Here is a 23131-nt window from a genome sequence, read left to right on the forward strand (position 1 = left end):
TAAGTTATTTATTACAAGGTAATTGAAATTTCATAAAAAAAGTAGGCAAAATGCCTACCTAAAATTATAATTTATTCAAAAACCTTTAAAATTTCTTCAATTGGCTTCTTTTCTTTTGCTTCTGGTTCTTCTTCAATTTTGCCAAAGGGCATTTCTGCAATAAGTTCCCAAGAAGCAGGAAGATTATAATCTTCTTTTACCCAAGAATCTATAACTGGATTGTAGTGTTGATTGCTTGCTCCAATATTTTCATCACGAAGGGCTTGCCATAGATTTAATTCAAGCATAGCAGCTGAATGATGACCCCAAGTTTCAAAATATTCTTTATAGGATGGAATATCTTTTTCTTGTTTTTTTATTTCATCAGTATCAATGAAAAATAGGGCAGTTCCCTTGGCGTGATAAAAACCGTGAAACTTTTCTTCTTTAATTTTGTTGTCAAAAGTTTCATTTACCTTATTCCAAAATTCCTTAGATTTTTCATCGAATAATAAAACAATTCTTGTCGTTTGAGAATTCATGTGGGAAGGAGTTACATTCATTACATCTTCCACAAGATATTTTATTTCTTCGTTGGAAAGGTCTACATCTTCTGACAAGTTGTAATAAGACCTTCTCTTTTTAATCATTTCTATATAGTTTTTCATAATTCACCTCTTGCTAAATTAATAACTTAATAAGATGATACCCTAAACTATATTATTCTAACCTGCCACCCTTGGTGTATAGATTGTAATAATAGCCTTTTTTATCCATCAGATCTTTATGAGAACCTCTTTCCACTATGCCATCTTTTGTCATCACAAGGATTAAATCTGCATTTTGAACAGTAGTAAGTCTATGGGCAATAGTAAGTGTTGTCCTTCCCTTTGATAATTTTTCTATAGAATCTTGAACAACAACTTCACTTTTATTGTCAAGAGCTGAAGTTGCTTCATCCAAAATTAAGATTGGAGGATTTTTTAAGAAAACTCTAGCTATAGAAATTCTTTGTTTTTGTCCTCCAGAAAGTTTAACTCCCCTTTCACCAACATAGGTGTCAAATCCATCTGGCAAGTTTTTTATAAATTCATAAGCACCAGCAAGTTTTGCAGCTTTTACAACTTCTCTATCACTAGCGCCTTCTTTTCCATAGGCAATATTATCTCTAACAGATCCAGAAAATAAATAAACATCTTGTTGGACTATTCCAATATTTTCTCTAAGAGATTTTATTTTTACATCACGAACATCAAATCCATCTACTTTTACTGATCCCTTATCCACATCATAAAATCTAGGTATCAAGTTGCAAATAGTTGTCTTACCTGCACCACTAGGTCCAACTATGGCAAGTTTTTGACCTGGAGAAATTCTAACTGAAAAATCATTTAGGACTTTTTCTTCTCCCTTTCCATAAGAAAAGTCTACATGATCAAAGGAAATTTCACCTCTTAAACTTTTTATTTCAAGAGCGTCACTATTATCTTTTATGTCAGATTCTATTGCCATAATTTCTGTAAATCTTTCTATACCTGTCATTCCCTTTTGGAATTGTTCAGTAAACTCAATAATTCTTCTAACAGTGGCAATAAGAGATTGGACATACATTACATAGACAATCAAATCTTCTGGACCAATTTCTCCCTTCATTAAGAAATATCCACCAGAAATTATTAAAATGAGATACATTAGCCCGTCAAAAATCCTGTTTACCGTGTTAAATCCAGCCATAGACTTGTAATATCTCTTTTTAATGCCCAAAAATTTGTTGTTTTCTTTATTGAATTTTTCATTTTCCAAATCTTCTTTAGCAAAAGATTTTACAACTCTTATACCTAGAAGAGAGTCTTCTATACTAAAGTTTAAATTTCCTACGTGAACTCTTTGATCTTTTTGAGCTTTTCTCATTTTATTTCTAAAATGACCAGAAAAATATATCATAAGTGGAATCATAATATAAATAAGAAGAGTCATTTTTACATTGAAGTTTAGGAGAATAATAAGTGAAATAATTATCTTAATGGCTCCAATAAAATATTCTTCTGGACAGTGATGGGCAAATTCTGTTATATCAAATAAATCGTTGGTGATTCTTGACATAATAACTCCAACCTTGGTTTCATTGTAAAAAGTATCTGATAGACTTTGAAGATGGGAATACAAGTCCTTTCTCATATCAGTTTCTATTTTGGCACCCATAATGTGTCCAATACTTGTCATAAAATATTGAGCAATTACTTCCACAATTTTTATTCCTACATATATAAGTGATAATTTTAGGATAAAATCAAAAGTGATGGAAAGAATGTCTTCCATACCCCTATTTGTCAAAGCTCTTAATATCAGTGGCAAGATCATTTCACTTGCAGTTGTAAGTCCTGCACACAATAAATCTAAAAAAAGAGTAAATCTATATTTATAAAAATAGGGCAAAACTTTTTTTATTAAATTTTTATTTTTCATATTTCCTCCCTTTAATCTTATTTTTTCTATTGCACTATACATAATAACACAAAAACTAAATTCTTTGGAATACTAGAAATCAAGCTTACTTGACATAAAATTTCAAACAAATTATAATTTGATAAGACTTATAAAGGAGATTTTAAATTGGAAAATAAAAGTAGCGAAAGCAGCACAGGTTCAAGAATTGCAAAGTCAACTCTTGCCATCACAAGCTTTCTTTTAATAGGAAAAATTTTCGGCTTTTTTAGAGAATCACTGACAGCCTATGTCTTTGGTGCCGGCACTGAAATGGATGCCTTTTCTCTTGCACAAGCTGCGACAGCAATGATTGCAGGTTTTGTAACACAAGCAATAGCCACAACTTATATACCTTCTGCTCAAAAGGCAGAAAGTGAACATGGACCAAGTAGAAAAAATTATTTCACAAATAATTTATTGATGGTTACATCTCTTGTTTCCTTTGTCCTAATAATTCTTGGAATTCTTTTTCCAAATCAAATTGCACTTTTAACTGCATCACAAGCTGATCCAGAAACTTACGTCATTGTAGTAAAATTAATCCAAGTTGGAATGCCAGTGGTTTTATTTTCATCTTGGGTCGGTGTAATGGAAGGCTACCTTCAACACGGTGGCAAATTTGCCGCAACAGGTGCCATTGCCATTCCACTTAACTTAACTTATATAATTTATCTTGCAATTTTCTCCCATCACGTTGGCATAATGGGACTAACAATTGCATCAGTCCTTGGAATACTTGCACAATTTTTATTTTTGCTTCCAAACGCAATGAAAATCGGTTACAGACCAAAATTGGTCGCAGATTTCAAAGACGAGTATGTTAGAGAAGCAATAGTCCTTGCCCTTCCAGTTTTCGTTTCTGTATCAGTTAATGACATAAACACAATTGTTAATAGAAACCTTGCATCGGGAATGGGCGAAGGTGCAGCCTCAATTTTATATTATTCAAACAAAATGAATACCATGATAATTGGGATTTTCATAACAGCAATAACTGCCATAGTTTTCCCTATCCTCACAAGAACTTTGGGATCAGGCGACATGAAACTTGGTAAAAAAGTTATGAATGCATCAATAAAAACTGTTTTATTTATAACAGTTCCAGCAACTGTGGGACTAATAATACTTGCAAGACCAATAATAGAAATTGCTTTTGTCCGTGGATATTTTACTGCAGCAGATGGTATTGCAGCAACATCAACACTTAGATGTTATTCTTTATCCTTAATTTCAATTTCTGTTATCAATGTTTTAAATAGAATTTACTATTCTATCGAGGATACAAAGACACCTTTTTATGTTGGAATAACAAATGTAGCAATAAATGTTGGTCTTAATCTCTTGGTTGCAAGACATTATGGCACTAATGGACTTGCAGCATCAGTTTCCATTGCAACAACAATTGCAGTTTTTATTTCCTTTATCTTGCTGAAAAGAAAAATTGGAAATCTTGGAACAAAATCCTACATCAAAGCCTTGATTAAAACATTTATGGCTTCAATAGCAATGGGCCTCGTGGCACTTTCCTACTTCCCTTACGAAAAGCTTATAATGTCTTTGACATCAGGAGGACTTCAAACTCTATTAAGACTATTATTTTTAATGATAGTAGTATTTATTGCAGCAACAGTTTATGTATTTTTCCTTTACAAATTAGGAGTTCGCGAAGTTCGCGATGTTGTTAATATTGTTAGAGAAAAATTAGAAAATAAAAAAGTTAAAAGTTTAGAAAATTAATTTAAAAGACTCAAATTTGAAATGCCAATCAATTGTAAATAAAAAATTGATAGCTTCTATTTCAAATTTGAGTCTTTTTTTAAAATTTTTTAGAATTTATTTAATTAAAGTAGTTATTTACTATTTAAGTGGTATAATATAAATAAATTGGAGGTGTTATTATGGGTGGCGTAATTTTTGTTCTTGCCATTGTTGTAATCGTTTGCTTTATTTATTGGAAAAAATCACAAAATAAGAGAATTCCTGAAGGTAAAAAATCAATTGAAAAAGTCAATGAAGCTAATAATTCTAAAAGGGAAAATCTACATAAGACAAGTGATAATTCCAATGGACTTTCTAATAATGAAGATTTAGAAAGAAAAAATAAGAAGGAAGTTTATGATGCTTCAAGAAAAAAAGATCGTGGTAAGAAAAGACGTGAAAAGAAAAAATCTAATGAAATAAAATCTGAAGTTAAGGCTCAAGAAGTAAAAGAAGAAAAAGCTAAGGCTGATGAAAGTAAAAAAGAAACTAAAATTGAAAATCAAGATATTGATGTAAAAGTTTCTCACGAAGCCGATAAAGTTAAAGAAGATGCTCAAGCTTCAAAAGAAAATTCTGAAACTAAAACTAAAGATCTTAAAAAAGAAAATCAAGTTAAGGCTAAAGAAGTAAAAGAAGAAAAGATAACAAAATCTCAAGAAGTAAAAGAAGAAAAAGTTAAGGAAGATGCTCAAGCTTCAAAAGAAAATTCTGAAGACTTAGGAAAAAATCTTAAAAAAGAAAATCAAGTTAAAACTGAAAAAATAAAAGAAGAAAAGATAACAAAATCTCAAGAAGTAAAAGAAGAAAAAACTAAGGCTGATGAAAGTAAAAAAGAAACTAGACTCTATAATCAAGATATTGATGTAAAAGTTTCTCATGAAGCCGATAAAGTTAAGGAAGATGCTCAAGCTTCAAAAGAAAATTCTGAAACTAAAACTAAAAATCTTAAAGAAGAAAATCAAGTTAAGGCTGAAGAAGTAAAAGAAGAAAAATTTAAGACTGAAGAAATTAAAGAAGAAAAGATATCCGAGCCAGAAGAAATTAAAAGAGAAAAAGAAAATTTAAAAATTACTAATGAAAAATATTCTGATTTAATATCTTCTCTTAAAAATAATCCATGGAAAAAGGAAGATTTAAATACAAAAGTTAAACTAGAAAATACTAGGACTAAAAAAACCATTTCTGAAGAAGAAATAGATAATCTTCCACTAGAAAAGATAAAATCTTCCCTAAGTCCAGAATCTGTATCAGAATTTTTAAATGCAGTTAAAACAAATCCTACAATCTTAAAGAGAAAAGATGACACAGCTTACGAATTTACAAGTAAAGATAAGGATGAAATTGAACTAATTAAAAAGAGATACAATCTTCTTGATAGAGATATTGACAAAATTACTTCTGTCCTCATTTTCGACAAGGACAATTTAAAAGTCAAAGAAGTAAAAGATATTTTAGCTGAAGGAAAAAATAGAATTTACATGGAAACAAAATTTTAGTAGAATATAAAAGTCATAGAAATATGGCTTTTATTTTTTGCCAAAAATAATAAAAAATTACAAAGATCCTATTTTTTACTCAAAAATTTAATAAAAATTTTGAATTTTTTTTACTTTTTTAGTTTAAAATATGTCTTGGGAGGAAAAAAATGGATAATAAACAAAGATTAGAAGAAATAGTGAACTTCTTAAAGAAAAACACTAGATTTTTAGAAACCAAAAACTTTATACAACACGGCGACACCACTGTCTATTCCCACCAAATTTCTGTGGCAAAAAAGTCAATTGAGTTAGCAGAAAAATACAATCTTGATGTGGACATGAACTCTATGATAAGGGGAGCTCTTCTTCATGATTACTTCCTCTATGATTGGCACGACGGAAAAAGAGAAAGAATGATTCACGGCTTTACCCATCCCATGAAGGCATATCTAAATGCAAAATCAGAACTAGGCCTTAATAAAATAGAGAGAGATATAATTGTAAAGCACATGTTTCCCCTAACACCGCTACCTCCAAAATATTTGGAATCTTGGATTGTGACTTACTCTGACAAGTACGTATCCCTCGTTGAAACTCTAAGGGTTATACCTGTAAAAATTGGATTGGTTCGCCTATGAGAAATCAAGAATTTTATTTAATATTTTTTATTTATTCTTTTATAGGTTGGTGCTGGGAGACTTTCCCTTGCTCTGCTATTGAGCTTAACAAAATTCATAACAGAGGTTTTTTACTTGGCCCTGCCTGTCCTATTTATGGAATTGGAGCTAGCCTTTCCTTTGCTTTTTTAAAAAATTTTGAATCAAATCTTACAATTTTTCTGTATTCGGCTTTTTTATCTTGCTTAATTGAATATATAATTGGATATCTTTTGGAAAAGTTTTTTAACAAGAGATGGTGGGATTACAGCAACTATCCCTTCCAAATCAAGAGCAGGGTTTGCCTATATGGACTTTTGATTTTCGGTCTTGCAAATATTTTTATAGTAAAGAAATTAACACCAATACTTATATTTTTCTTATCACTTGCAAGTGATAAAATTGTAGACTACCTACTTATTTTCTTCTCATTCTTATTTATTTTGGATTTAATTCTAACTTTAAATCATCTCTTAAAGATATTTGAGAAATTAGACAAAATATATCTAACAATTGACAAAAATATAAATGCTTATTTTTCTGAAATAAACGAATCCGAGAGAATTGCAAATCACAAATTATTAGAAGAATCAAAAAAATTCAAGCTAAAACTAATTGATTTAAATTCAAATCTCAAGGAAAGAGAAGAAAATATAAAAAAATTAATTACACAAAAATAAAGACCTCTTTAGTAAAAAATACTTTTTGAGGTCTTTTTTATTACATATAATTTTTCCACAATAATAATTTTATCTTCTAACTGTCCCATCTGTTCCATCAATAGTTATTATATCGCCAGTTTTTATTAGCTCTGTAATGTTCTTTACTCCAACTATGGCAGTTTTATTTAAAGATATAGCAGCCACAGCTCCATTTGATGTAAAACCTGCCTCTTCTGTTACAAATCCTGAAGATTTTTCCATGTAAGGAATCATCCTTCCATCTGTTCCCTTGCAGATAATTATGTCCTTGCTCTTAAAGTTTTCTTTTAACTCTTCAAAAGTATTTGCAACTACTGCTCTCGCTTTTTTCTTTTTCTTGCCAATGGCAGTTCCTCTTCCAAGAATTTCTGAAACATTTTCTATTTTGAGAAGATTTGTAGAACCAGCAATGCCAGTTGGAACTCCTGCTGTTAAAACAACTAGATCTCCTGATTTTAAAAATCCCTTTTTAACAGCAACTTCCATAGATGCATCAATTAAATTATCTGTGTCTTTAAAATTTAAAACTTTAACTGGTCTTACTCCCCAAACCAAGCTCAGTTGATTTTTAATTTTTTCAAAGGGAGTTGAAGCAATAATTGGAGTTTCAGGTCTAAATTTTGCAATTGCCCTTGAAGTGTTGCCTGAAGTTGTGGCAGTTATAATTGCATTTGCACCTAAATCTCTTGCGATTACACAGGCAGATCTTCCAATAGAATTGGTCATGGAATTTTCCACATCTTTAATTCTATTTTCCAAAATTTCATTGTGGTCCACTGTTGATTCTGTGTATTCACAAATTTTTCTCATAGTCACTACTGATTTTAAAGGATATTTCCCACTTGCAGTTTCTCCAGACAACATAACTGCACTTGTTCCATCAAGGACTGCATTGGCAACGTCATTTGTCTCTGCTCTAGTTGGTCTTGGATTTCTTATCATGGAGTCTAACATTTGTGTAGCTGTAATTACAGTCTTGCCAGCAATATTACATTTTTTTATAATTTTCTTTTGAATTATTGGAACAGCTTCTGTTTCTATCTCAACTCCAAGATCTCCTCTTGCCACCATTATTCCATCAGAAACTTCTATTATTTCGTCAATTAATTCAACAGCCTTTTGAGATTCAATTTTGGAAATAATTTTAGTCGTGTAATCTTTTTCTTCTTCAAGAACTTTTCTTATAGCTAAAACATCTTCTCTTGATCTTATAAAAGAGGCAGCTATAAAGTCCACATCTTCTTTTATTCCAAATTTAATATCTTCAATATCTCTTTCTGTTAGGGCTGGAAGTTTTATATCAACTCCAGGTACATTAACTCCCTTGTGAGATGAAATTGTGCCAGAATTTTTCACTTCTGTTATTATTTCTTCTCCTTCAATAGATTTGACAAGAAGTTCCACAAGTCCATCGTCAATTAAAATTTTGTCCCCAATTTTTAAATCCTTGTATAAATCTTTATAGGAAACACTGGCAATTTGCTTGTTGCCAATTAAATCTTTGCTTGTCAAAATAAACTTCTGACCAATTTCTAAGAGAACTTCCCCTTCAATATCTCCAAGTCTTATTTCTGGGCCCTTGGTGTCAAGCATAATTCCAATGGGAAAATCCATTTCACGCCTTAATTTTTTAATTCTGTCAATTTTTATCTTGTGTTCTTCATGACTTCCATGAGAAAAATTTAATCTGGCAACATTTACTCCTTCTTCGAAAAGAGCCCTTAAAACTTCTTCACTCTCACTTGCAGGTCCTATTGTCGCTACCATTTTTGTATTTTTCATAATTCACCTCATATAGAAACAGTTTTTAGAATATCTAATAAATCTTGTCTAAAAACTTTTTTCACTTCAAAAATTTCATCAAAAGTCATGGCCATTGCCCTTCCATCTTTAAATCCAAGAGCTAAAGAATTTCCCTTCTTAGCTTCTTTTACTGCAAGATATCCAAGTTGAGATGCCAAAATTCTATCAAAGATAGCTGGAGCTCCTCCCCTTTGAATATAACCGAGAACTGTAACCTTTGTGTCAATGCCCGTCAGTTCTTGAAAGTCATTGGCAAATTCAAAGGCAGACCCACAACCTTCAGCCATGATAATTATGTGATGTCTTTTGCCACGATTTTTTCCCATAATTGCCTTTTCTGCAATTTCATTTATATTTGTTTTGATTTCTGGAACAATTATTGACTCTGCACCAGAAGAAACTCCTGCATAAAGAGCAATATCGCCGCACTCACGACCCATTACTTCCACAACATTTGCACGACCATGAGCTTCAGTTGTATCTCTTATATGACTTATAGCTTCTGTGACAGTTTCAACAGCTGTCATAAATCCTATAGTAAAATCTGTATAGGCAAGATCATTATCTATGGAGCAAGGGATTCCAATTACATTTATTCCACAATCCTTTAATTTTTTTGCACCCCTTAGGCTTCCATCTCCTCCAAGGACAATTAGTGCATCAATTTCAAAAATTTTTAGAGAATTTATTGCCTTTTCAAGTCCCTCTTCTGTCATAAATCTATCTGATCTTGAAGTTGATAAAATTGTTCCTCCTCTTTGGATAATATCTGCGACAGATGAAACTTCTAATTTTTCAAATTTTGCATCAATAAGTCCTTCATAGCCACCGCTTATTCCATAAACCTCTATCCCTTCAAAGATGCAAGTTCTTGTAACTGCTCTTATTGTGGCATTCATGCCAGGAGCATCTCCGCCACTTGTTAAAATTGCAATTCTCATATCCACCTACTTTAAAATAATTTTTTCTCTTGTTTTTGTAAATTCTATTAATTCATTTTGAATTTCATCAAAGGACTTGTCGTCAATCCAAAGATTTGATTCTGTGCCAAAGGCTCTCCTAGTTTCCTCTTCAAAAAATACAACAGGAGTGTTGCCTTCATAGTCCCTTAAAATTCTCTTTATCTTATTTACATTTTCACTTTTCATGGAATTAACTGAAATATATAATTTATTTTTTGTTGGCATCTTCAATCTTGAAATTGTATCCACTAAAATTTTAGGTTCTTCAACTTCAGACTCTTGGAAGTGGCCTTCTACTATAACTATATTTTCATCTTCAATTAAGTCCTTATATCTGGAATAAACATTTGGAAAAATAACAAGTTCAATTGTGCCAAATAAATCTTCTAAGGCTGCAAATGCCATCATTTTATTTGTCTTTGTTATCATTGTCTTCTTGGATTTTAAAATTCCTGCAACTCTAACCCTAGACCTTCTCAAAAGATTTTCCCTATATTTTTCAAAAATTTGATTTGTATTAATGCTTGAATTTTTTTCAATTGCTTCTCTATAAGGATCAAGAGGGTGTCCAGATATATACATTCCTATAACTTCTTTTTCCATGTCTAATTTATCTTTTTGTGGGAAATCACGTAGCCTTGGCAAATCTTCTTGAAGGTCTTGATCTTCAAAAAGAGAAAATTGTCCCATCACATTATTTTTTGCAGTATTAGATGACGATGATAAAATTCCTTCATAAATTGCCAAGTATTGAGCTCTATTTCCCCTAAAATCATCCATAGCACCACATCTTATTAAGGATTCCACAGCTCTTTTATTTAGAGCAGACTTATCAATGGCGTTAATCCTATCAACAAAATCTTTTAAAGATTTATAGGTTCCCTTTTCTCTTCCCTTAACAATTACATCAATTAAATTGTCCCCAACATTTTTAACTGCCTTTAAACCAAATCTTATTTTTTTATCTTCAACAGTAAAGTTTTTAAAAGAATAATTAATATTAGGTGGCAAAATTTCTATTCCAAGTCTTTTTATCTCCTCAATATAAAGGCTAACTTGCTTAATGTCATTTGTATAAGTAGAGATCTGTGCTGCCATAAATTCTCTTGGATAATAATATTTTAACCAAGCTGTCCTATAAGCAACTACTGAATAGGCAACAGAGTGGGATTTGTTAAAGGCATAATCTGCAAAATCTATTATCAAATCATAAATTTCATTGGCAGACTTTTCGTCAACTCCATTTGCAATAGCTCCACAAACTCCTTCAGCTGCATTGCCATAAATAAAATTTTGCCTTTCTTCTTCCATTACCTTCATTTTTTTCTTTGATATGGCACGTCTTACTATATCTGCCCTGCCAAGAGAATAACCACCAATTTGTTGAACAATTTGCATAACTTGTTCTTGGTAGACTATACAGCCATAAGTAGATTTAAGTATTGGTTCAAGTTTTGGATGAATGTAAGAAATTTTACTTTTGTCGTGTTTTGAAGCTACAAATTTTGGAATTTGCTTCATTGGTCCCGGTCTAAAGAGGGCGTTGGCTGCAACAAGATCTGAAAATTCATCTGGCTTTAATTCCTTTAAAAAGGCCCTCATGCCAGAAGATTCAAATTGAAAAACTCCAAGAGTTTCTGATCTTGCAAACATCTTTAAAACGTCTTTATCGTCGTAATTAAAATTGTAAAAATTTATAGTTTTGCCTTGATTTTCTTTGATTAAATTTATGGCATCTCTTATAACTGTAAGAGTTCTAAGTCCCAAGAAATCCATTTTAAGTAGGCCCAACTCTTCAAGTTCAATCATATTAAATTGAGTGGCAATAATTTTATCATTCCTAGTAAGGGGAACATATTCTGTAAGTTCGTCCTTAGAAATAACGACTCCAGCAGCGTGAGTTGAAGTGTGTCTTGGAAGTCCTTCAAGCTTTAGAGCCATGTCAATTAAAAGTTTTGAGTCCTCTTCACTTTCATAAATCCCCCTAAAAGTTTCAGAAACTTCTAGAGCTTTTTCAAGAGTCATATTTAAAGCTTGTGGCACTTGTTTTGCAATATAATCAACTTTTGCATAGGACATATCAAGAGCACGCCCCACATCTCTTATGGCATTTCGAGCAGCCATAGTTCCAAAGGTAACAATTTGTGCAACGTGTGAATCTCCATATTTTCTATTTACATATTCTATTACTTCTTCACGTCTTTCATAGCAAAAATCTATATCAATATCGGGCATAGAAACTCTCTCTGGATTTAAAAATCTTTCAAAAAGAAGATCAAATTCAAGAGGATCAACATCAGTTATGCCCAGACAATAGGAAAATAAAGATCCAGCAGCAGAGCCTCTTCCAGGTCCAACTTGAATCTCATGTTTTCTTGCATATCTTATAAAATCCCATACTATTAAAAAATAATCAACATAACCCATATTTTTTATGGTGTTAAATTCAAATTCAAATCTATTTTTTATTTCATCACTTACATTTTCATAGCGGCTATACATTCCATCTATGGCAAGTTTTTTTAGGTATTCTTCGTGAGTATATCCTTCTGGAACAGTGAATTCTGGCAAATGAAGATTATGAAAATTTATTTCCACATTACATCTTTTGGCAATTTTTACTGTATTTTCTAAAGCTTCTTTATTTTCTGGGAAAAGAGCTGCCATTTCATCTGGCGATTTTAAATAAAATTCATCAGATGGGAATTTCATCCTAGATTCATCATTTACAGTCTTGCCTGTTTGGATTGAGAGAAGTACGTCGTGACTTTTTGCGTCTTCCTTATTTAAATAGTGCACATCATTTGAAGCAGTAAGATCTATGGATAATTCCTCTGAGAGTAAAACTAATTCGCGATTAACTCTAGCTTGTTCAGGCATACCGTGATCCTGAAGTTCCAAATAAAAATTATCTTCTCCAAAAATTTCTTTGTATTCAAGAGCAGCAGCCTTTGCAGCTTCAATATCTCTATTTAAAATTAAATTTTGAACCTCGCCTCCAAGACAGGCAGAAGTTGCAATTACACCCTTTGAATATTTTCTCAAAACATCCTTATCGACTCTTGGCTTATAATAATAACCATCCACATATCCAATGGAAACTATTTTCATAATATTTTTAAAGCCCTCATTATTTTCTGCCAAGAGAATGAGGTGGTATCTCTTATTAGACTTGTCCTTTATTGACATATCCTTTTCAGAAATATAAACCTCACAGCCAAGTATTGGTTTTATTCCACTGTCCTTGCAAGCCTTATAAAAAGCAATGGCCCCATACATATTTCCATGGTCTGTAAGAGCGACAGCCTCCATTCCAAGTTCTTTAACTCTTTGTGGCAAAAGATTTATTCTTGTAGATCCATCTAAAAGAGAATATTCACTGTGCAAATGTAGGTGGACAAAATTATTCATACAATCATCCTTAATTTATAAAAAGTTTTTAACTCTATATTTTAAAAAACAAAATTCTATTACTAATCTTTAATATATTTTATCAAAGCCCATGGACAAATAAAAGGACATGAAAAAAGAGTTTTGACTAAGCAAAACTCCAAGAAATAATATTTTATTTAAATTATAGATTAATAAATTCTTTTTCAACTAATTTGGCAAGTCTTTCCACAGCTTCTTCTTCATCTACCCCATCAGCTTCAATGGAAATTTCTTCGCCTATAAAAGCTCCCAGTGACATTATACCAATAATAGATTTACCATTTACCTTGTCATCGTGAGCTTCAAGATTTATATCAGAAGCAAATTTATTAGCTTCTCTTACAAAAAGTGCAGCGGCTCTAGCATGTAGTCCGTCAGCATTATTAAGCACAACTTTTTTACTTATCATTTCATACACCCCTCAACTTGTTAGCAATTTTCCTAAGTTTTTTAAATCTATAATTAACAGTGGATTTTGAAACCTTTGGATCTAGGGAGTTTGCAATATCATTTAAACTCATAGACCTATTTTCTAGTCTAATCCTAGCAATAGATTTCAAATCATCATCCAAGTTTTCTATCCCTATCTCCCTATCGATGAGCTTAATATCTTCCACTTGATCGTAAGATGACTTAACTGTTTTATTTAAGTTAGCCGTCTCACAATTTACAATTCTATTTACATTATTTCTCATATCTTTTATAACTCTTATATTTTCGTACTTCAAAACAGAGTTATAGGCACCAATAAGAGATAGAAAATCAGAAATTTGTTCTGAATCTTTAATGTAAACTATGTATTTTTCCTTTCTCATAATAAGCTTGGAATTGAGACCAAATTCATTAATTGTCTCCATCAAAAAATTTGCATTGGATTCGTTTTCAGAAACAAATTCCAAATGATATCCTTTTTGTGGATCTGTAATAGAACCTGAACCCATAAAGGCACCACGTATGTAGGCCTTTTTCTCATTCTTACTTTTTATGAGTAAAGTAGGTGCATAATTTATCATAAATACGCTTGCACCCTTTATATATTTTAACTCATCAAGTAGTAACCTGCAAGACTCATCTTGAGATATATAGATAATAAATATATTTTTTTTAAGTTGCGTGGACTTTACATTTTTTACTTCAACATCAAATCCAAAATATCTTCTTAAAAATGTAAAAATTCTTCTCGCCACGGGAGCATTTTCAGTAATGTACTCCATGGAAATTTTATTATTTTTAAAATTTAAAATCCCACACATGGGTGTGATTCCTGCAAGTTCAGACAAAATTAATTTATAATCAGAAACTTTTATCTTTGCAACTTCATCCTTAACCTCAGATGAAAAACTCATTTCTTCACCCCATTACCAATAAGTTTACTTTATTATACCAGAATTTACTATAATTTGTTTATTTAATTAGATATTTATCTAATATAGGAAATTTATTTTACTTAAATCTTAAATTACAAAAATATAAACCTGTGAGCTAAGAGAAGGAACTAAATTATTTTGCCCTTAACTCTTCTATCACAGGCTTAAAATCTACTTTAAATTATTTTGTTTCTTTTTTATCTTCTACTTTTGTATTTTTATCTGCATTAGCTTTTTTTGCATTTTTGTTATTTTCTGCAGCCTTAGTATTTGATTCTTTAACTTCTTGACCTTCTTTTTCTACTTTACCAAAATTTTGGTATTCTTCTGGAAGTTCAACATCTTTTGAAGTGTCAACGTAAGTTTTTATTTTTGCATCTTTCTTAACTTTGTCAAGATAGTCTTTGAATTTTTCTTGTTGTAGTTCAGCCTTAATTTGATCTTTTACTGCATCAAATTCTAGAGGAGTTTTTTCATCAAGTTTAATTACGTGATATCCAAATTGTGTGTTAACTGGTTCAGAAATGTCTCCTGCCTTCATCTTAGCAACTTCTTGATCAAAAGCTTCTACCATTTGACCAGATGTAAATTCTCCAAGAGAACCACCATTTTGTGCACTTCCTGTATCTTTAGAATTTTCTTTTGCAAGTTTACCAAAATCTTCGCCCTTTAAAGCTTTCTTTCTCAATACATTAGCTTCTTTTAAATCAGATACTAAAATGTGAGATGCTTTAGCCTTGTAGTAGCTATCTTTATTGTCTTCGTAATGCTTTTTAACTTCTTCTTCTGTTGGTTCAAGATCTTTTAATTTTTCTTGAGTATATTTTCCAACAAGCATTTGATTTTTCATATTTTCAGTTACATATTCTTTTGGGAGACCATTTTCTTTTAAGAATTTGTTGAAGTTTTCTTCTCCACCAAGTTGCATTTGAATTTCTTCAATCTTTTTATTTACTTCTTCATCAGTAACTGTGATTTTAGATTTTTCTGCATCTTGTTTTAAAGCTTCAGTTGTTGTCAAATCATTTATTGCTTGTTCTCTTAGAAGTTCTTCAGTTGTTTTTTTGCCGTCTTCTTGATTTTTAAGAACTTCTTCACCATACATTGAAGTAAGTTGATTTACTCTTGCTGCATAAGATTTATAATAATCTTCCATTGGTATTTCAACTCCACCAACTGTTGCAGCTACTCCTTCTTTTTTTCCATTACAAGCAACTAATGTCCCAGCTAGGGCAATAGCTACTGCTAATTTACCAAATTTTTTAAATTTCATAATTCTCTCCTTATTCTAATTTATTTTTCTCATATAATAATTCCATTATACACTACTTTTTGGAAGTTTTTGTGTCCTTTTTGTGTAAATACAAAATAGTAACTAGTTTTTTCAACTCATCTAGAGGATATTTTAACTTTGTAAGAACAATTTCATTGTCTTCTCCCATGGAATAAGAAATATTTTCAAATTCATTATTTAATTCCATTATGGCATTAAGAGAAACTTCTCCCAGAACTTTAATTCTGTATTCTCCCTTTCTCTCAACAATAGATGACACTTTTGCCTTTTGCGCCTTGTTCTTTAAAAGGGCAATGTCCATTAGATTAGAAACTTCATCAGGAAAATCTGAGAATCTGTCAATTAATTCTTCTACAAGATCAGAATAATCTTCTTCGCTTGAAATTACAGAAATCTTTTTATAAATTTCAAGTCTTGTCTTGTCATCTCCTATATAATCCTTTGGAATAAATGAATCTAATTTTAAATCAATTGTCGTATCAATTTCTTCTTCAACTTCTATTCCCTTTAGTTTCATGACAGCATCTTTTAGATATTTCATGTACAAATCATAACCAATTTTTTCAATGTGACCTGACTGTCTTGAACCAAGTATAGAACCTGACCCTCTTATTTCAAGATCTCTTTCTGCAATTTTGTGACCTGAACCAAACTCTGTGAATTCTTTTATAGCTTGTAGTCTTTTTTGAGCAACTTCAGAAATTGACGTTGACCTATCATAAGTGAAATAAGCATAGGCAATTCTTGAAGACCTTCCTATCCTTCCACGAAGCTGATAAAGTTGTGAAAGACCAAGCCTATTTGAATCTGTTATTATCATTGTGTTGGCATTAGGCACATCCATTCCAGTTTCAATAATTGTTGAACAAACTAGGACATCTATGTTTCCCTCTATAAATTCAATCATGGTGTCTTCTAGAGCTTTTTCAGACATCTGTCCATTTGCCATTGAAAAACTTGCTTCTGGCACAAGTTTTCTAAGTTCCAAAAGTTTATTTTCCATATTCGAAACCTTGTTGTATAAGAAATAAACTTGACCACCTCTCTCAATTTCTTTTAGGATTGCTTCTCTAACCATGAGATTGTTGTATTCCAAGACATAAGTTTCAACTGGAAATCTTTCTTCAGGAGGCTCGTCAATTACTGACATATCTCTTATTCCAATCATTGACATTTGTAAAGTTCTTGGAATTGGCGTTGCTGTTAGAGTTAATGTATCTACATTTTCCTTTAACATCCTTAACTTTTCTTTGTGGCGAACTCCAAATCTTTGCTCCTCGTCTATAATTAAAAGTCCCAAGTCCTTAAATTTTACGTCTTTTGAAAGCAGTCTATGAGTTCCAACAATTATGTCTATATTTCCATCTTTCAAACCTTCAAGATCCATTTTTTGGTCTTTTTTACTTCTAAATCTAGATAAAAGTCCAACTCCAACTGGGAAATTTTTAAATCTTTCTTTTATGGTGTTGTAGTGTTGTTGTGCCAAAATTGTTGTTGGAACTAAAATTGCAACTTGTTTTCCATCAAGTATTGCCTTAAAGGCAGCACGAAGAGCAACTTCTGTCTTTCCATAACCAACATCGGCACATAAAAGTCTATCCATTGGAGATGCTTTTTCCATATCCTCTTTTATTTCTTCAGCAGATTTTAACTGACCACTTGTTTCCTCATAGATAAAAGCATCTTCAAATTCCCTTTGATACTGAGTATCCTCGCTAAAGGCAAAACCCTTTGTATTTTCACGAGTTGCATAAAGTTTTATCAGCTCATCTGCCATATCATCAATAGATTTCTTTGCTCGCGCCTTTTTCTTTTTCCAGTCAAGAGAATTTAATTTATTTACCTTTGGAGCTCTCTTGCCTTCTTGAACATACTTGTAAATTGAATCCAAAGCTTCAATAGGAAGAAATAATTTGTCTTCTCCACCATATTCTATTACAATATAGTCCTTTTGAATTCCAGAAACTTCAAGTCTTGTTGTTCCCACATACTTCCCAACTCCGTGGGCCTCGTGAACTACATAATCGCCAATTTTTAAATCTTCAAAATTCAAAGATTTCTTTTTAGAAGTTTTTTTCTTTTTCTTCTTTTTAGAAAAAGAACCATATATCTCAGAATAATTTATAAAAACTGTCTTTGAATCAGAAAATTCAATACCATCATTTAAAGCTCCACTTGTAACTACAATATTTGAAGAAATTTTTTCATTTTTAGTATTTTTTGCCAAGTATGGAGAATATCCAAGTTCCACTAAGTGATCAAATAATCTCTTTGCTCTTTTTTCTGTTGCACCAAGAAGAATTACCTTAAAATTATTTTTTCCATAAAAATCTAAATCTTCTTTAAATAACTTTATCTTGGACATATAATTTGTGACACTTTTTACCTTGATGTTCACAATATCCTGTGGATTAAACATCTTAGGCGGTTTTAAAAGAGCATTAAAAGTTATTAAACTTCTTTCATTTAGCCTGTCGACTATGTCCTTATAATTATAAAAAGTATTTTCGTGTGCTTTTGTAACTTCTCCATTTTCTATTAAGATAGAGAATTTTTCCCCATTTGCAAGTTCAAGCTCATCTTCTCTTTCAACTATTCTAGTAGGTTCTTCAATTAAAAATAAAAAATCATCTAAATAGTCTAAGAAAGATCCAATCTCATCCTCATCAATATAAGGAAGGATTAAATCTTTATTTAAAATACTTTCGTCATTTTCAAGTCTATCCACGTATCTAAGGAATTTTTCATTGAGTCTATCCTTTTCCTTGCCAACTAATTTTGTCTTGGAAATATCCTTTTTTATTCTCTCTGCAATTTTTTCCTTGTCCCCACTCTTTAAAATTAAATCTTCTATGGGATAAATTAAAATTTCTTCCAATTTTTCAATTGATCTTTGACTTTCTATTTCAAAAGACCTAATAGAATCTACTTCATCATCAAAGAGTTCTATTCTGTAATTTGCATCTTGTGTTCCAATATCAATTATTGAACCTCTAATAGAAAATTGACCAAGTCCTTCAACACTTGGAAATCTTTCGTAACCCATGTCTAAAAATTTATTTGGCAGATCTTCAAGAGATAAAACTTCTCCTTCTTTTATACTTATCTTGTAGTTTGAAAAAATTTTTGGCTTAGATATTTTTGCTGTGAGAGCATTTAAAGTTGTCACAACAATATTTGCCCTACCACTTGAGATTTCTGCCATAGCTTCAAGTCTTTTTTTTGTATTTTCTTTTGATTTTGAATCCCTATCATAGAAAAATACATCTTTTTCTGGATAATAGACACAGTTTTCATCAGAAATACTTTCTATATCTTCATAAGCTTTTCTTGCAGTCATCCTATTTTGTGAAATTAGGCAAACTTTTTTACCTTCATCACAAAATGCAGGCGCAAAAAGAGAGAGCACTGCCTCCTCTGAACCAAAGACTGCAGTGTTCTTTGAATTTTTTATTGAATTATCTAATTCTTTAAAAGATTTTAGATTTTTTACACTATTGATTAAAAAATTCAATTTTCACCTCAATAAATGTTGTTGTTATAAGAATTCATAGACTTGTCGATACCTGAATCAACTGCCTCTATTATGGCTTCGGCACAAGCATCTATGGCATCTTCAATATGTTTTTTATCCTTTGAAGGAAAACTGGACAGCACAAAACTTGCCAAATCTTCATTTGGGTGTTTCTTTCCAACACCAACTTTAAACCTGGCAAAATCTTTACTTCCTGTTAAATTTACAATTGACTTTAGCCCATTGTGAGTTCCAGCTGAACCATTTTTCTTTATCTTTAGCTGTGCAAACTCAATGTCTATGTCATCTACTACTACCATTAAATCTTCTGCTTTTAATTTATAAAAATTTAAAATTTCTACAATTGATTCTCCGGAATTATTCATAAAAGTATGGGGCTTTAGGAGAATAACTTTCTCTCCAGCTATTCTCCCTTCACCTACAAGCCCCTTAAATTTTATCTTATTAACTTTTATATTTAGTTTATCCGCAAGGACATCAATTGTCTTAAATCCCACATTGTGTCTAGTATCTTCATACTTTTTACCGGGATTTCCAAGTCCTGCAATTATATACACTAAATCACCTTATTCAAACATTTCACTTACTGATGTTGATGTGTTGATCCTTCTAATTGCTGATGCAAAAATTGGAGCAACAGACACAATATCAATTTTATCTATTTTCTTTTCTTCTGGAAGTTCAATTGTATCAGTGATTACAAATTTTTCAAGAGATGATTTTTCTAATCTTTCAATAGCTGGTCCTGATAAAACTCCGTGAGTTGCAGCACCATAAACATATTTTGCTCCCCTTGCCTTTAAAGCATCAGCTGCTTTTGTAATTGTTCCAGCTGTATCAGCAATATCGTCAACAAGGATTACTGACTTGCTGTCAACATCACCAATAATATTCATTACTTCAGATACATTTGCCTTTGGTCTTCTTTTTTCTATTATGGCAATAGGAAGATTTAATTCGTTGGCAAATTTTCTTGTTCTTGTAACTCCACCTAAGTCTGGAGAAACAACAACAAAATCATCTTTATTTACAATATCTTTAAAATATCTTGCAAGATATGGAACTGCAGTAAGGTGGTCAACTGGAATGTCAAAGTAACCTTGAATTTGTCCTGCGTGAAGATCCATTGCAACAACTCTATCTGCTCCAGCCTTAGTTAAAAGATCAGCAACAAGTTTTGAAGTAATAGGTTCTCTTGCCTTAGTCTTTCTATCTTGTCTTGCATATCCATAATAAGGTATAACTGCATTAATTCTACCAGCTGATGCTCTCTTTAATGCATCAATTAAAATTAAAAGTTCCATTAAATTGTCATTAACTGGTGAAGAAGTAGATTGGATAACAAAAACATCCTTACCTCTTACAGAAACTCCAATATCAATTGAAATTTCACCATCAGAAAATGTAGACACTGTACAAGCGCCCTTTTCGATTCCCAAGTTTTCACAAATTTTGTTTACAAGACTTAAATTAGAATTTCCTGTAAATACTACAATATCTCCGTTTACTGTACTCATTTTACGCTGTCCTCCTATTTGACAAATCCTTTTCTCTTAACCCATCCATCTATATTTTTTTGAGGTGCTCTCTCAAGAGAAAGTTGACCCTTCAAAACATTTTTAGTAATAGTAGAACCTGCGGCAATATAAGCCTCATCTTCTACTTCAATTGGAGCAACTAAATTAGAATTAGAACCAATAAAGGCATTATCCCCAACTTTTGATCTAAATTTTTCTCTTCCATTGTAGTTTACAAAAACTACTCCACAACCAATATTGACACCACTTCCAACATCAGCATCACCAATATAAGCAAGATGACTCATCTTGGAACCATTTCCCACATTGGAATTTTTAACTTCAACAAAATTTCCAATTTTACAATTTTCCCCAACATTAGAATTTGGTCTAAGGTGGGCATAAGGTCCAACAGTAGTGCCTTTTCCTATTGAAGAATCTTCAATTTCAGATGACCTAATAATTACATCTTCTCCAATTGTTGAATTTTTAATTGTGGAAGAATAAATTTCTGCGCCTTCTTTTATTACAGAATTTCTGTCAATGCGAGTGCCAGGATAAATCATGACATCTCTATCTATTTTTGCGCCATATTCAATATAAGTGGACTTAGGATCAATTATCCCAACACCATTTATCATATACTCTTTATTTATTTTCTTTTGCAAAATTTCTGCTGCAACAGATAATTCATATCTTGAATTAACACCTAGAATTTCTCTAGTATCTCTCAGTTTAAAGGAATCAACTTTTTTGCCTTCCTTAACTAAAATACCAAGAGTATCAGTTATATACATTTCATTTGCTGCATTGTCTGTATCAATTTTTGAAAGAGCTGACTTTAGTGAAGAACCCTTGAAAGCAAAAATACCAGAATTAATTTCACGAATTAACTTTTGTTTTTCGCTGGCGTCCTTTTCTTCTACTATTGCAACTACATTTGCATTTTCATCTCTTACAATTCGTCCATAATTTGTAGGATCCTTCATATCAGCAGATAAAACTGTTATATCATTATTTCTCTCTTCGTGATATTTCAAAAAGCAAGAAATAGTTGAGCTAGAAATAATTGGAGTATCTCCATTTAAAATTATAACTGTATCTTCATCTTCTATTTTATCAAGAGCATTCATAACAGCATATCCAGTACCATAGGGTACATTATCGCCAATTGGTTGCTCAATAAACTCTACATCTTTTTCTTCTTTAAAGGACTCACGCACTTTTTCCTTGTTGTGTCCCACAACCACAAGATTTTTCTCCACTTGAGAATGCTTGCAAGAATTTAGAACATAAAAAAGCATGGGTCTTCCAAGAATTTCATGAAGTACCTTTGGTTTTTTGGACTTCATTCTCGTTCCCTCTCCTGCTGCCAGGATAACTGAAACTTTCATAAAACACCTCTTTTTATTTACTTCTTACATTATAACTAAGATTCACACTCATATTCAAGAATATTTCATAATTAATTTAAAAATTAGATTTAGAATATCAAAAATATATTTTTTATTTAATAAGATACTTTTTAGTATTAAATTTTTCTTTTATTATTGGAGGGGCTTATACCCATTTGGGCACGAGTGGGCATCGTGAGGCCCCGCTTGTGCCCTATGGGTATGCCCCTCCAAACTACCCCCTTCACCCCACGTACGTTGAGTCCAAAAAAATCGGTTATGCTAAATTTTCAAAACTCATTCGCTTCGCGAATTCAAACAGTTGAAAATTTTTAACGCATAACCGATTTTTTTGCTTATTTTATACACTAGATTAGCTCACTACATAATAAAAAATAAAAAGCTTTTATCCTTAAATACTATTGTTTTTCATTATGAGCTTGGCAAGTGTGCTCCAGCTCATTGAAGTCTTATGAAGATATAGACTTGGCAAATATCCAGCAAGTTTATAAGGCAGTAAGCAAAAAGTTTGAAGGCGTTAAAAAATTTTGCTGTTTGAGCGAAGCGAGTTCAAAATTTTAGCCGGAGAGCTTTTTGCGTATTACTGGGTCGGGCCCCTGCCAGGTCGTTTTGGGTGTTCAGGGGAGGTATGGAGGGGATAAGGGCGATTCGAAACTCCCTAAATCCCCTCCATAAATATGCTTTAAAGCCTCAATCTTTAGAAAAACCTAAACATAATTTAATATCAAAAACTTTGCTTTACTT

Annotated in this window: 16 protein-coding genes; 4 read left to right on the forward strand and 12 right to left on the reverse strand. The window is 31.6% G+C overall.

All coding sequences use genetic code 11. The features are described from left to right. Positions 1-71: 71 nt before the first annotated feature. Together BN3657_RS01415 and BN3657_RS01420 are read right to left on the reverse strand one after the other, a co-directional pair. A complete protein-coding gene (locus BN3657_RS01415) occupies positions 72-647 on the reverse strand; it encodes a nitroreductase family protein (protein WP_062551466.1) in 576 nt (191 codons plus the stop codon). Between the two features lie 52 nt (positions 648-699). Further along, positions 700-2445 (reverse strand): ABC transporter ATP-binding protein, encoded by a 1746-nt coding sequence (locus BN3657_RS01420; RefSeq protein WP_062551467.1) that lies wholly within the window; start codon positions 2443-2445, stop codon positions 700-702. A 147-nt stretch (positions 2446-2592) separates the two neighbouring features. Here BN3657_RS01420 and murJ point away from each other — a divergent pair, with 147 nt between their 5' ends. The 4 genes from murJ (at position 2593) to BN3657_RS01440 (ending at position 7041) form a co-directional block, all read left to right on the forward strand. Continuing rightward, positions 2593-4203, forward strand: coding sequence for a murein biosynthesis integral membrane protein MurJ (murJ, locus tag BN3657_RS01425; RefSeq protein ID WP_062551468.1), 1611 nt, complete (start codon positions 2593-2595; stop codon positions 4201-4203). A gap of 161 nt (positions 4204-4364) precedes the next feature. After that, entirely contained in the window at positions 4365-5723 is a 1359-nt protein-coding gene (locus BN3657_RS01430; RefSeq protein ID WP_062551469.1) for a hypothetical protein, read from the forward strand. A gap of 149 nt (positions 5724-5872) precedes the next feature. Continuing rightward, positions 5873-6343, forward strand: a complete 471-nt coding sequence (locus BN3657_RS01435) for an HD domain-containing protein (protein WP_062551470.1) — start codon at positions 5873-5875, stop codon at positions 6341-6343. Beyond that, complete coding sequence (locus BN3657_RS01440) at positions 6340-7041, forward strand: putative ABC transporter permease (RefSeq protein ID WP_062551471.1); 702 nt, start codon at positions 6340-6342, stop codon at positions 7039-7041. The genes BN3657_RS01435 and BN3657_RS01440 overlap by 4 nt, the downstream gene beginning before the upstream one ends. Before the next feature lie 69 nt (positions 7042-7110). On the opposite strand, the gene pyk is transcribed toward BN3657_RS01440, so the two are convergent. The 10 genes from pyk to glmU all read right to left on the reverse strand — a co-directional run bounded on the left by pyk (position 7111) and on the right by glmU (position 22366). After that, the gene (gene pyk / locus BN3657_RS01445) at positions 7111-8844 is read right to left on the reverse strand and encodes a pyruvate kinase (protein ID WP_062551472.1); all 1734 of its coding nucleotides are present in this window, start codon (positions 8842-8844) and stop codon (positions 7111-7113) included. A gap of 8 nt (positions 8845-8852) precedes the next feature. Next, on the reverse strand, positions 8853-9806 hold the full coding sequence (locus BN3657_RS01450; protein WP_062551473.1) for an ATP-dependent 6-phosphofructokinase: 954 nt from the start codon (positions 9804-9806) through the stop codon (positions 8853-8855). 6 nt (positions 9807-9812) lie between these two features. Further along, positions 9813-13238: a DNA polymerase III subunit alpha gene (locus BN3657_RS01455; RefSeq protein ID WP_062551474.1), complete on the reverse strand. Its 3426-nt coding sequence runs from the start codon at positions 13236-13238 to the stop codon at positions 9813-9815. 163 nt (positions 13239-13401) lie between these two features. Further along, positions 13402-13668, reverse strand: coding sequence for an HPr family phosphocarrier protein (locus tag BN3657_RS01460; protein ID WP_062551475.1), 267 nt, complete (start codon positions 13666-13668; stop codon positions 13402-13404). A gap of 1 nt (position 13669) precedes the next feature. Continuing rightward, complete coding sequence (gene whiA, locus BN3657_RS01465; protein WP_019138622.1) at positions 13670-14605, reverse strand: DNA-binding protein WhiA; 936 nt, start codon at positions 14603-14605, stop codon at positions 13670-13672. 202 nt (positions 14606-14807) lie between these two features. Further along, the gene (locus tag BN3657_RS01470) at positions 14808-15899 is read right to left on the reverse strand and encodes a peptidylprolyl isomerase (protein ID WP_062551476.1); all 1092 of its coding nucleotides are present in this window, start codon (positions 15897-15899) and stop codon (positions 14808-14810) included. A gap of 52 nt (positions 15900-15951) precedes the next feature. Next, positions 15952-19434, reverse strand: a complete 3483-nt coding sequence (gene mfd, locus BN3657_RS01475; RefSeq protein WP_062551477.1) for a transcription-repair coupling factor — start codon at positions 19432-19434, stop codon at positions 15952-15954. An 8-nt stretch (positions 19435-19442) separates the two neighbouring features. Beyond that, positions 19443-20012, reverse strand: coding sequence for an aminoacyl-tRNA hydrolase (gene pth, locus BN3657_RS01480; RefSeq protein ID WP_062551478.1), 570 nt, complete (start codon positions 20010-20012; stop codon positions 19443-19445). A gap of 9 nt (positions 20013-20021) precedes the next feature. Beyond that, on the reverse strand, positions 20022-20972 hold the full coding sequence (locus BN3657_RS01485; RefSeq protein ID WP_062551479.1) for a ribose-phosphate diphosphokinase: 951 nt from the start codon (positions 20970-20972) through the stop codon (positions 20022-20024). A 14-nt stretch (positions 20973-20986) separates the two neighbouring features. Continuing rightward, on the reverse strand, positions 20987-22366 hold the full coding sequence (gene glmU, locus BN3657_RS01490) for a bifunctional UDP-N-acetylglucosamine diphosphorylase/glucosamine-1-phosphate N-acetyltransferase GlmU (RefSeq protein WP_062551480.1): 1380 nt from the start codon (positions 22364-22366) through the stop codon (positions 20987-20989). Positions 22367-23131 lie beyond the last annotated feature (765 nt).

Origin of the sequence: Peptoniphilus phoceensis (genome assembly GCF_001517665.2) — a bacterium.
Taxonomy (GTDB): Bacteria; Bacillota; Clostridia; order Tissierellales; family Peptoniphilaceae; genus Peptoniphilus_A; species Peptoniphilus_A timonensis.

What these genes read in the sequence shown, in the direction of transcription:
- BN3657_RS01415 (WP_062551466.1), bottom strand. Translation starts at nt 647, where the DNA reads ATGAAAAACTATATAGAAATGATTAAAAAGAGAAGGTCTTATTACAAC.
- BN3657_RS01420 (WP_062551467.1), bottom strand. Translation starts at nt 2,445, where the DNA reads ATGAAAAATAAAAATTTAATAAAAAAAGTTTTGCCCTATTTTTATAAA.
- BN3657_RS01430 (WP_062551469.1), top strand. Translation starts at nt 4,365, where the DNA reads ATGGGTGGCGTAATTTTTGTTCTTGCCATTGTTGTAATCGTTTGCTTT.
- BN3657_RS01435 (WP_062551470.1), top strand. Translation starts at nt 5,873, where the DNA reads ATGGATAATAAACAAAGATTAGAAGAAATAGTGAACTTCTTAAAGAAA.
- BN3657_RS01440 (WP_062551471.1), top strand. Translation starts at nt 6,340, where the DNA reads ATGAGAAATCAAGAATTTTATTTAATATTTTTTATTTATTCTTTTATA.
- pyk (WP_062551472.1), bottom strand. Translation starts at nt 8,844, where the DNA reads ATGAAAAATACAAAAATGGTAGCGACAATAGGACCTGCAAGTGAGAGT.
- BN3657_RS01450 (WP_062551473.1), bottom strand. Translation starts at nt 9,806, where the DNA reads ATGAGAATTGCAATTTTAACAAGTGGCGGAGATGCTCCTGGCATGAAT.
- BN3657_RS01455 (WP_062551474.1), bottom strand. Translation starts at nt 13,238, where the DNA reads ATGAATAATTTTGTCCACCTACATTTGCACAGTGAATATTCTCTTTTA.
- BN3657_RS01460 (WP_062551475.1), bottom strand. Translation starts at nt 13,668, where the DNA reads ATGATAAGTAAAAAAGTTGTGCTTAATAATGCTGACGGACTACATGCT.
- whiA (WP_019138622.1), bottom strand. Translation starts at nt 14,605, where the DNA reads ATGAGTTTTTCATCTGAGGTTAAGGATGAAGTTGCAAAGATAAAAGTT.
- BN3657_RS01470 (WP_062551476.1), bottom strand. Translation starts at nt 15,899, where the DNA reads ATGAAATTTAAAAAATTTGGTAAATTAGCAGTAGCTATTGCCCTAGCT.
- BN3657_RS01485 (WP_062551479.1), bottom strand. Translation starts at nt 20,972, where the DNA reads ATGAGTACAGTAAACGGAGATATTGTAGTATTTACAGGAAATTCTAAT.
- glmU (WP_062551480.1), bottom strand. Translation starts at nt 22,366, where the DNA reads ATGAAAGTTTCAGTTATCCTGGCAGCAGGAGAGGGAACGAGAATGAAG.